This window comes from Mesorhizobium sp. M7A.F.Ca.CA.003.01.2.1 (assembly GCF_003998945.1).
Classification (GTDB): Bacteria; Pseudomonadota; Alphaproteobacteria; order Rhizobiales; family Rhizobiaceae; genus Mesorhizobium; species Mesorhizobium ciceri.
The window spans coordinates 1-3,167 of sequence record NZ_RZRA01000687.1 but is presented as its reverse complement, the minus strand read 5'-3'; the positions used below and the strand labels follow the sequence as shown (position 1 = coordinate 3,167).

Annotated in this window: 3 protein-coding genes and 1 pseudogene; 3 read left to right on the top strand and 1 reads right to left on the bottom strand. The window is 62.4% G+C overall.

Annotation, left to right across the window (positions count from 1 at the left end; translation table 11 throughout):
• Nucleotides 1-292: 292 nt before the first annotated feature.
• A complete protein-coding gene (locus EN969_RS23720) occupies nt 293-907 on the bottom strand; it encodes a TetR/AcrR family transcriptional regulator (protein ID WP_024503901.1) in 615 nt (204 codons plus the stop codon).
• Nucleotides 908-998: 91 nt separating this feature from the next.
• Between EN969_RS23720 and EN969_RS23715 the strand changes: the two genes are divergently transcribed.
• From EN969_RS23715 to EN969_RS23705, 3 genes and pseudogenes are all read left to right on the top strand, one after another.
• Nucleotides 999-2,090, top strand: a complete 1,092-nt coding sequence (locus tag EN969_RS23715) for a spermidine/putrescine ABC transporter substrate-binding protein (protein WP_063168082.1) — start codon at nt 999-1,001, stop codon at nt 2,088-2,090.
• Nucleotides 2,091-2,103: 13 nt separating this feature from the next.
• Nucleotides 2,104-2,985: an ABC transporter permease gene (locus EN969_RS23710; protein WP_063168083.1), complete on the top strand. Its 882-nt coding sequence runs from the start codon at nt 2,104-2,106 to the stop codon at nt 2,983-2,985.
• A 1-nt stretch (nt 2,986) separates the two neighbouring features.
• Nucleotides 2,987-3,167 (top strand): annotated as a pseudogene (locus EN969_RS23705) (ABC transporter permease); the annotation flags it as partial.

The following is a 3,167-nucleotide window of genomic DNA, read 5'->3' as shown; positions in this document are numbered from 1 at the left end:
GCGGTGACAATGCCTGACCGATAGCCAGCAGCATCAGCCAGCCGCCGAAGCCCACAAGAGCCTCAGGATTCTGCGACGGCTTCGCGGCCGATCGAACAGCAAAGAAAACAGGCACGCCGATCAACAGCAGCATGATCGCCCAATGCCAGATGGAAAACGCCCCCATTTACGCCTCCCCTTTTTATGCTCCCTTAAGTTGTACCAGGCTTTAAATTCAACTCAAGAGGCGAGCGCTGGTGTGAAATGACAATATGCCGAACCGACGATTTTCTCCTGTCTGCTCCTGACTCCCTCACACCCCGATCGCCGCCACCAAAATCCGGTTCTGCCTCCGTATCGCTGCGCGCAGCTCCGGTATCCTCGCCGCGTCGCGTTTCACGAACTCGATGAACATCATGTTCATGTTGTTGAAGATCAGTTCGCCGAGCGCCGCCCCGTCGATGTCCTGGCGCACCAGGCCGAGCGCCTGCAGCCGGGCGATCAGGGCGCGGATCTGTTCGGTCAGCGCGCGGTCGAGCGCGGTGTAGGCCTGGCCGAACGGGCTGTCGGGCAGTTGCGTCGAGATCGCCATTGCCTGCCGCCACATCTCCTTGCTGAGATAGTGCAGCGAGTGCTCGATGTAGATGCCGATCAGCGTATCCAGCGCATCGCCGACATTGGCCGGCGGCCTGGCGACGACGCCCTGCCCGGCATTCAGCACCTCGTTGACCTCCAGCGAGACGATGGCGCCGAGGATGTCGCCCTTGTTCTCGTAGTAATTGTAGATGGTGCCGACCGAGACCTCGGCCTGCGTGGCGATCGCCTCTATCTTGGCGCCCTCATAGCCGGCCTCTCGAAACAGTTCCGCCGCCGCTTCGATGATGCGCCTGTGCCGGTCCGCCTTTTGCCTTGCCCGCAATCCGCTCATTCCAGCCTCTTTCCACAAAAACAGAATTGACTCAATTTTAGAATTGGTTCAATTTTTTGCAAGAAGCCACAAAGGCAAGGGAGAACACTCGATGTCCGCACATTCCAAGACCATGAATTCGCTTTCCATGTTGAAGAGCCATCTGCATGCTGCGTGCGCGGCCGCGGCGCTGTTGCTCGCAGCCGGCAGCGCTGTCCAGGCCGCCGACCTCAACGCGCTGATCTGGTGCGATCATGCCGATCCGGCGCTGCTGCAGCCCTTCGAGGAGGCCAATGGCGTCAAGGTCAACGTCAAGGATTTCGAGGGCACCGGCGCTGGCCTCGCCATCGTCGAACAGTCGCAGCCGGGCGACTGGGACGTGATGGTGATCGATTCGATCGACGTGCCGCGCGGCGTCGAAAAAGGCCTGTTCGAGCCGCTGCCGGAAGACAAGCTGCCGCTGGCCGACCTGTTTGCGCAGGTGAAGATGAACGGCTCCACCATGGTCGGCGGCAAGCGCTACGGCATCACCGAAAAGTTCGGCTACAACACGATCGGCTACAACAAGACCAAGGTCGATCCGGCCGACATGCAGTCGATGGCGGCCCTGACCGGCGACAAGTACAAGGGCAAGGTCGCCATCTACGACTACTACCTGCCGGTCATCGGCATGGCCGCACTGGCGATCGGCAAGAAGACGGCCGATCTCACCGAAGCCGACCTGCCCGCCCTCAAGGACGAGCTCTTGAAGATGAAAGCCAATGCCAAGCTGGTCGGCGAAGTGACCGCCAGCCAGACGGCGCTGGCGACGGGCGAGGTCGACATACTGGTCGGCGGCGGCGAATGGGTGACGGCGGGCCTAGCCAAGGAAAACCCGGCGCTGGACTTCTCCATCCCGAAAGAAGGTGCGGTTCTGTGGTCGCAGTCGCTGGCCATGTTCAAGGATTCCAAGAACAAGGACATGGCGCTGAAGTTCATCCAGTACATTATGAGCCCGGAGGGCCAGGCGCGGCTTGCCACCTCCTCCTGCTACTGGGGCATGCCGGCCAACACCAAGGCAGCACTGACCGACGACCAGAAGAAGGTGCTGCGCTTCGACGAACAGCCGGGCTTCCTGACGCGTGCCCAGGCCTATCCGGCGCCGAACGCCGATCTCGACAAGAAGATGCAGGACATGTGGACCGAAATGCTGCAGGCGAAATGAGCCGATAGCGCTCATGAGCTCGGCTGGAAACAACCCCTTGCCCCGGGCGGGCCATACCCTGCCCCGGGCGAGCTCTGCTCTGCCCTGGGCGCTGGTCACGCCGGCGCTCGGCTGGACGCTGCTGTTCTTCGTGCTGCCGTTCATTGCCATGGGGTTTTCCAGCCTGACGGCGCATGAGGGCGGCGGCTTCACGCTGTCCAACTACAGCCAATTCTTCACCAACCCCTCCTACTGGCAGGCGATGGTGAACTCGCTTGAGGTGACCGCGATCGTCACCGTGGTCTCGGTGCTGCTCGCCTATCCCTTCGCCTGGATCCTCGCCGAACAGGTGCCGGAGCGCTGGCAGCGGCTGGCGCTGATGCTGGCGGTGCTGCCGTTCTGGACCTCCTATGTCGTGCGCTCCTATTCCTGGCTGCTGGTGCTGGCGCAGAACGGCGTCATAAACCGGGCGCTGACCGGCTCCGGCCTCATCAGCGAGCCTGTGCATCTCGCCAACACGCGTTTCGCCACCATCACCGGCTTCGTGCACTTCTTCGTCATGTTGTTGACGCTGACGATCTTCGCCAATCTCAAGCAGCTCAGCCCGAGCTACCGCAAGGCGGCCGCCGATCTCGGCGCCGGGCCGGTGCGAACCTTCCTGCATGTCGTGCTGCCGCTGACCTTGCCCGGCATCATGGTCGGCGCCTTCCTCACCTTCGTGCTGTGCATCGGCGACTACATCACGCCGCAGATCCTGGGCGGCAACAACGAGCTGCTGATGCCGCAGCTGGTGATGATGCAGATCGGCCGGCGCGGCGACTTTCCGCTGGCCTCGGCGCTGTCGATCATCCTGATGGCGGTGGTCACCATCGCCTATCTCGCCTGCGCCCACTGGCTGAAGATCGAGCGGGCCTGAGATGCGCAGGATTGTCCGCATCGCCTCCTGGCTCTACGCGCTTGCCGTCTACGGCTTCATCTTCCTGCCCGTGATCGTGCTGGTACTGTTTTCGCTGCAGGCGACGTCGTTCCCGATCCCGCCCTTCACCGGCCCGTCGCTGCGCTGGTACGACGCGGTGCTCTCGGACCCACGGCTGACTT